The organism is Vibrio sp. V43_P6S15P86 (genome assembly GCF_009904725.1).
GTDB classification, from domain to species: Bacteria; Pseudomonadota; Gammaproteobacteria; order Enterobacterales; family Vibrionaceae; genus Vibrio; species Vibrio diabolicus.
Window position 1 is genome coordinate 1 of the sequence record NZ_WXWT01000228.1, and the last position, 6,769, is coordinate 6,769.

Genomic DNA, 6,769 nt, shown 5'->3' on the forward strand with positions numbered 1-6,769 from the left:
ATCTTCTTCTATATTAGCAACAATTAACTTTAAGACAAAGAGCTCGTTATCCAAATCAGAGCCATCTGAATCATTTAACTTTTGAAATCCTATGTCACTCAACTCTTCGTTCTTAAATTGCTCTTTGATAAATTGAAGAACACTGAGATATACAATAGCCTGGTTATTTTCAGGTTTACAAATTGTAGTGTGATCTTCAGCAACTGAAACAATATCTTTTTCAATTTTGTCGATAGCAACTGCACTATACTTAGTAACGATTTTATCGTAGCCTCCGTAAAAGTACTTTGTTGTTGGCTTGGAATCTAGATATACCCAACTTTGATTGAGCTCGGTAATAAACTGTTCCACAGGGTTTAGGTTTGAAATTTGTAAGTTGCTACTAATAATACTTCCCAAAACTGCGCTCGAAGCACCTTGATGCGGAACAGCCAATGAAACGAAGAGTTTTACCTTGGTGTGACTGTTGAGGTTGAGATCGTTTTTAATCAAGCTTTTAGTAATCAACCCTCCCATACTATGTGCAATCACATAAATATTATCGTACTGCTCTAGAGAAAACCTCAAATGGCTAGATAGATTTTTGGAAAGCTCGTCTATATCAAGATTTCTTTCCTTTTTGTGGGTCCTTCTCCTAATCAAATCTCGAATGCGTCTTGCTTTTTCTTTAGTGTCAGCAAAAAGATTTAGTAGCTCGGTGAAGTAATTATATGAAGCAACATCGAAGTTACCTGAAATCGTTTCATCAGCTAACAAGAGCTCCGGAAACACTGTACCATTTGCATTCGTCCAAGTTTTCTTTGAGTCTCCTGTAAACCCGTGTACGAACAACACAAGATTGCGACACCCTTCTCTTTTCTGGTAAAAATCAAAATCTTGAGCCATCCTCTTGTACTCCTAATGACAACATGACAAACAAAGTAGTGACAATATATCAATTAGTTAGGAAGCATAAAAGCATCTAGTTGATTATGAACCTAAAAACCTTACTTTCCGCACGGCTTACCTAATAGAAACTCATGGGATCAGGTCTCGCCTTTTGTCTCTCGTTACTTTTGGTATCTCAAAGTTGACTAGGTATCATCATTGTTTAACTTGGAGGCGTAACTCACAATTGGGCAAAAATGAGCTAGAAGGCTGGCTTCATTACTTCAGGAGTATAATGCAGAGTCTACTCATCACTTTCAGTTCAGTTTAAACACTAACTCCGCAGCGTGCTTCCTGAGATTCCTAGTCTCGCCTAGGCTCGCTGGAATGACCCACCTAAAGCGCCGAGTGTAGTGGTTCAGCTTGTGCATCTAAATTTGAGTAATCCACTAACCACCAAGCTTCAAACTCGAAAAAGACGAACCGTGTGGTTCGTCTTTTTAGTATTGGGTTAGATGAGTAACTTGCGGCTGTGACTTTTAGAGTGTTAACCCACACCTATCAAGGGAAACTTGTTCCGACCTCCCCTAATCACCAGTCAGGTTATTGCTCTTCACCACCGAAACGTAGTTCTCAATCACTGGGTAAGCAAACTGTTCCGGGTTCGTACATCACCCAGCGTTGCGCTACGGTGAGGTCAGTAAACGATCCATCCTTGAAATCACCACACCAACGTACATCAAATTGAGCAGCATACTTACCTTCGCTTAGGTAAGAGACTTCAATGCTATCGATGTAGTGGTCATCAGACAGCAATAAGTCATGTATCCAATGGTGCCATTCCATAAATTCATTTTAAGCGAGGCTTTAGTTTGAAGACGAACTTCGCTGCACACACTACAGTTGTATCAGCCGTCAAGCCAAAGACTTCGATGTGAGTTTTAAAGCGAAAATGTGCTTGGTATGCCTAAAACTTGCCGTGTTGGCTTACTATCAATCTAAATAAGACTGCTCGGCTTCGACAACAAATTACGCAGCAAAGCCAACCATGAAAGTAATGGACATATTATTTACATCATTTTTTAAAGTGCGCCTAGATATACGATTTAGCATGACTTAATTTGAAAACTGGGGCAGCCCTAGGCTAGCACTTGAGATCATTAGAACATAGTATCTTCTCACGCGTGGGGATGAGTCGACCTATGTACGAGATTGGCAAGCAAATGACCAAAATACTGGTTTTCCTTATGAGTGCCACAATATTACTGCTCTCAACAGGTTGTAACGCAGATATGTTTAATTTCTTCAAATCAAAAAAGTTTCAATACACACTTAGCTCAGAGATCAATGGCAGCTTATACTTAGACGGGAAAGCGTTTACTAGCGAGGTAGTTTATCTACACACTGCTTTTTCTAACAACCGTTATATCATCGAGACAATGACGTCAGAAAAGGGTTATTTTCATTTCGAATCCACATACCACTATCAGACGTTTAAAGAACCTACCCTTCATGAGTCCTCTAGCTACATTGGCATTTACATTTTTATAGATGGCAAAAAACACTACTTACTAGAAGCTCGATTTTCTGATGTGAAACCCTATGAATTTATTTCAGATAACCTTCTTGATTTAAGTTGTGAGATTAATTCGGACGAATATCATTACTTTTTTAAAAATAGATTTGTTGAGAATGGTCTCGATCTTGAAATTATTAGTAGGTGCGATTTGAAAGGATTTTCTGAAAAAATATTACTAAACAAGGACACGTAATAGTTGATATTAAATAGATTTAATGACCAATTTATCTTACAAAACCCGTACTACGCCTCCTTCCAAGCTGACGATGCGGGTTTGATTCCCACAGCACGCTTAGGTAGATTCCTAGTCTCGCCTAGGCTCGCTGGAATGACCCATCTGTAACGCCGAGTGTAGTGGTTCAGCTTTCGAGTTTGAATTAGAGTGCTCCCCCTGAACACCAAATCCTAAGAGCAAAAAAGGCGAACTCACTGGCTCGCCTTTTTTGAAAGTAAGAATTTGTTAGCTCGCTTTTGATGCCGCGTGCTGTTCTACCATAAACGCGATCACTTCTTCGTTTAAGCAGGATTTGCTGATGTATTGGCGTTGTTTACCTAGATGAAGGATTAAGCCCAAATCAGTTTGTTCGAGTTGATCGATTTCATTCCAAGCGAGGCTGCGATCAACTTTACCGCTTTTGTAGCGCACGCCATCTGCATTCACATCAAAAACTACTTTGCTGCCACGGTTTGAGCTGATGGTTTGACGCCACAGCCACCAAGTTCTTTTGAAGTAAACACTGCACGCTTCAATCACACTCAATACGATAAAAAACCAACCGACATAACCGTTAGGTAACAGTTCAAACTCCAATAAAACCACACCAAAGACAAGAAACAGCATCCCTTTTAGATACGCTTGTGGGAACTTCGTTGGCTGGCTAGTTTGATCATAACACTCAGCAAAGAAAGGTTTGTCGAGTATGTATTCTGTAGTGAATTCGAAATCTTTAGACATGTATGGTTACTTCAAGGCTTCTATAAATGAGTATTCTTGGTTGCACTCTCGCAACGCGTGCATTGTAGCGCTTCTCGGGACTTATCTTTAGTCCTTTTGATTCTGTTTTGTAAATCAATGATACCAAAACGCTAGAAGACCTCGGTGCAATTGCCAAGATCAAACAAGGCGAACCATTTGGCTCGCCTTGTGAACTAATGGCCTATGTTAATTAATGACCTATGCGACTTTTTGAGTTTTCTACTTTAGAGGGTCGTTGTCTGGCAACGCACTGTGTATCCATACTGCCAATCGGTGTTTGATGCTTGCGCCATCTAGCTTGCTTTCCGGTAGTGGCGTGATCTGTTTGGCATCGACCAAGAATAGGTAAATAGCTTTTACTCTCAGAGGTTGTGGTGACTGAGGAAGGTCAAAACCTTGTAGCTTCGCCATCTTCCCACCAATCTCTAGTGCCTTCTTAACCAATTTGTCTTCATTGTGAAGCTTGGAGCTTTTTGACATTGATAAATCCTCTTCTTCGCTTCGGCTAAGAATACATTAAGTATCGCCAATAACGTGTTATAAAACTCTCATATTGATTACGTAGAGTCGATTTTTTGGAATCTACATCGACAAAGATATACCAATTGGTTCGCCTTTCTTTTTCTGTCGCTTTCGATAATACTCTTGCGCAATATTACTCAGCTGGAAAATTTTATGCCTCAAGCAAACTCTGTGGTCGTACTCGACTTTGAAACCACAGGTCTCTCTCCTACTTTAGGTGATCGCGCAATAGAAATTGGTGCAGTAAAGTTAGTCGATGGTGAGGTTGTTGATAGTTTTCAGCAACTCATGAATCCCGGTTTCAGAGTGAGCTCTTTCATTGAGAACTATACCGGCATTACCAACAATATGTTACGTTCGGCACCAAGCTGCGAAGAGGTAATGGCGTCATTTAGTGAATTCATTGCAGGCGAAAACCTTATCGCTCACAACGCGTCCTTCGATAAACGATTTTTAGATGCAGAGCTTGAACGAATCAACTGTAGTTATTCGGGTGAGTTTGCTTGCTCCTTACTGGTGGCAAGACGGCTCATTCAAGAAGCTCCATCACATAAGCTAGGTGAACTTGTTCGCTATAAAAATATCGACAACGACGGTGTTTTCCACCGTGCACTAGCCGATGCGCAAATGACAGCCAAGCTTTGGCTCTTAATGGTCGAAGGGATAGAAAACTCAGGTATCGTTAAGCCAAGTTTTCAGTTGATGCAAACGGTTAGTAAAACAGCAAAAGGAAAAGTCGACCTGCTACTCGCCAAAAGCCGTGCTTAACCCCCTCCTAGCTAAAAGCTGATTCTCGTATCTTAGACGTTTAAGTGATTTTTGATGCGATATTGGCTATCCCAGTGAACTTCCTAATCTGAATGCGGCAGTTCGCTGGTCTCACCAACCAAACTGGCTTACTATGCCAGGTACCTAAAACGCTTTGTGAGTCACTCATGAGCCGAAAAAATAACAAAAATCTCAGCATTCTTCTTAAACTCAACACCTTTATTGCGCCTTATAAATGGCGGGTTGCAGCGGCCTTGGTTGCACTTGTCGCAACAGCAAGTTTAACGTTATCCGTTGGTTATGGAGTACGTATTCTTATCGACCAAGGGTTTGCACAGCAATCATTGCAAGAGCTTACCAATGCGATTCAGTTTATTGTTGGTGTCACACTGTGTATTGCCATTGGGACCTTCTTTCGCTTCTACCTTGTGTCTTCCGTAGGTGAGCGCGTCAGTGCGGATATTCGCCTTGCGGTGTTTAACCATGTGATTACGCTGCATCCGAGCTATTTTGAGACCAACAGTAGCGGCGATATTATGTCGCGCCTGACTACCGATACCACGTTGCTGCAAAGCATTATTGGTTCATCGTTCTCGATGGCGATGCGTAGCGCTTTGATGTGCTTTGGGGCCATCATAATGTTGTTTGCCACTAACGTTAAGCTCACGCTGATTGTGCTTGCTTCTGTGCCTTTGGTTTTGGTACCAATTTTGTTTTATGGACGACGCGTGCGTGCTCTCTCTCGCCAAAGTCAGGACTCAATGGCCGATGTCGGAAGCTACGCTGGAGAAGCGATAGAACATATTAAAACCGTGCAAAGTTTTAGCTCAGAGCCGCATGAACGAGCGGCTTTCGCTGTCGAAGTGGAAAAAGCTTATGAAGTGGGCAGACAGAGAGTAAAACAGCGCGCGATCCTGATATCAGGCGTTATTGTGATTGTGTTCAGCGCGATTGCAGGCATGCTTTGGGTTGGCGGCAGCGATGTGATTCACGGAAAAATGTCTGCGGGTGACCTAGCCGCATTTGTGTTTTATGCCATTATGGTTGCCTCATCGACTGCAACCATTTCCGAAGTCATGGGTGAACTGCAAAGGGCCGCAGGTGCTACCGAACGGCTGATTGAGATTCTTCAAGTAGACAGCGATATTAAAGCGCCAAGCAACTATTTGCCTGTCCGTCCCGACATGCCTGCTGAGGTTAACTTTAAATCGGTGAGTTTCAACTACCCTTCTCGCCCAAATCAACCAGCTATCAAAGAATTAAACCTAACCGCTGAACAAGGCAAAGTATTGGCGTTGGTCGGCCCTTCTGGTGCAGGTAAAACAACGCTATTCGAGCTGCTGCAACGCTTTTATGACCCGCAGCAAGGGCAAGTGTTGTTTGGTGGCGAAGATATTCGACAGTTCGATCCAAACGAGCTTCGACGTCAAATGGCGCTCGTACCACAACAGCCAGCGCTGTTTAGCCATGATGTTTTCCATAATATTCGCTACGGTAATCCTGAAGCAACGGATGAACAAGTTATCGAAGCCGCGAAAAAAGCCCATGCCCATGAGTTTATTGAGAAGCTTCCCGAAGGCTATCACAGCTTTTTAGGCGAGCGCGGCGTTAGGCTGTCGGGCGGACAAAAGCAGCGTATTGCGATAGCTCGCGCGATTCTAAAAGATCCAAAAATCTTACTGCTAGACGAAGCTACCAGCGCTCTTGATAGTGAAAGTGAACATCACGTTCAGCAAGCACTTGAAGCACTAATGAAAGGACGCACAACGCTTATCATTGCTCATCGCCTTTCGACTATCCAACATGCGGATAAAATAGCGGTGCTGGACAATGGTGAGTTAGTCGATGTTGGTAACCACCAATCATTAATGCAAAGCTGTGAGTTGTATCAGCGACTTGTGGCGTTACAATTTAAGCACTTCGAGTAACGCCTAGTTAAGCCCTCAAGAATAAGCAAAAACGGACCAAGTGATTTAATGCCAATAGCTTAACGATGTTTTGTGTCATTCCAGCGAGACTAGGAATCTAATAGCAACGCGCTGAGTGGTTAAAGAGAC

Annotated in this window: 7 protein-coding genes; 3 read left to right on the forward strand and 4 right to left on the reverse strand. The window is 42.5% G+C overall.

The window, feature by feature from the left end:
• Window positions 1–885 (reverse strand): esterase/lipase family protein (locus CAG69_RS10015; RefSeq protein ID WP_161444024.1); only part of this gene is annotated, 885 nt, incomplete at its 3' end.
• Between the two features lie 615 nt (window positions 886–1,500).
• Entirely contained in the window at window positions 1,501–1,713 is a 213-nt protein-coding gene (locus CAG69_RS10020; RefSeq protein ID WP_237668061.1) for a hypothetical protein, read from the reverse strand.
• A 356-nt stretch (window positions 1,714–2,069) separates the two neighbouring features.
• On the opposite strand from CAG69_RS10020, the gene CAG69_RS10025 reads away from it, so the two are divergent.
• The gene (locus tag CAG69_RS10025; protein WP_161444026.1) at window positions 2,070–2,639 is read left to right on the forward strand and encodes a DUF6795 domain-containing protein; all 570 of its coding nucleotides are present in this window, start codon (window positions 2,070–2,072) and stop codon (window positions 2,637–2,639) included.
• A gap of 267 nt (window positions 2,640–2,906) precedes the next feature.
• Here CAG69_RS10025 and CAG69_RS10030 read toward each other — a convergent pair whose 3' ends face one another.
• The gene (locus CAG69_RS10030) at window positions 2,907–3,401 is read right to left on the reverse strand and encodes a YcxB family protein (RefSeq protein ID WP_161444028.1); all 495 of its coding nucleotides are present in this window, start codon (window positions 3,399–3,401) and stop codon (window positions 2,907–2,909) included.
• Between the two features lie 240 nt (window positions 3,402–3,641).
• Entirely contained in the window at window positions 3,642–3,902 is a 261-nt protein-coding gene (locus tag CAG69_RS10035; protein ID WP_005376453.1) for a DUF5062 family protein, read from the reverse strand.
• A gap of 195 nt (window positions 3,903–4,097) precedes the next feature.
• Between CAG69_RS10035 and CAG69_RS10040 the strand changes: the two genes are divergently transcribed.
• Together CAG69_RS10040 and CAG69_RS10045 are read left to right on the forward strand one after the other, a co-directional pair.
• Window positions 4,098–4,712 carry a 3'-5' exonuclease gene (locus CAG69_RS10040; protein ID WP_161444030.1) on the forward strand — a complete coding sequence of 205 codons (615 nt, stop codon included), beginning with the start codon at window positions 4,098–4,100 and terminating at the stop codon, window positions 4,710–4,712.
• 167 nt (window positions 4,713–4,879) lie between these two features.
• Window positions 4,880–6,640 (forward strand): ABC transporter ATP-binding protein/permease, encoded by a 1,761-nt coding sequence (locus tag CAG69_RS10045; protein ID WP_161444032.1) that lies wholly within the window; start codon window positions 4,880–4,882, stop codon window positions 6,638–6,640.
• Window positions 6,641–6,769: the final 129 nt, after the last annotated feature.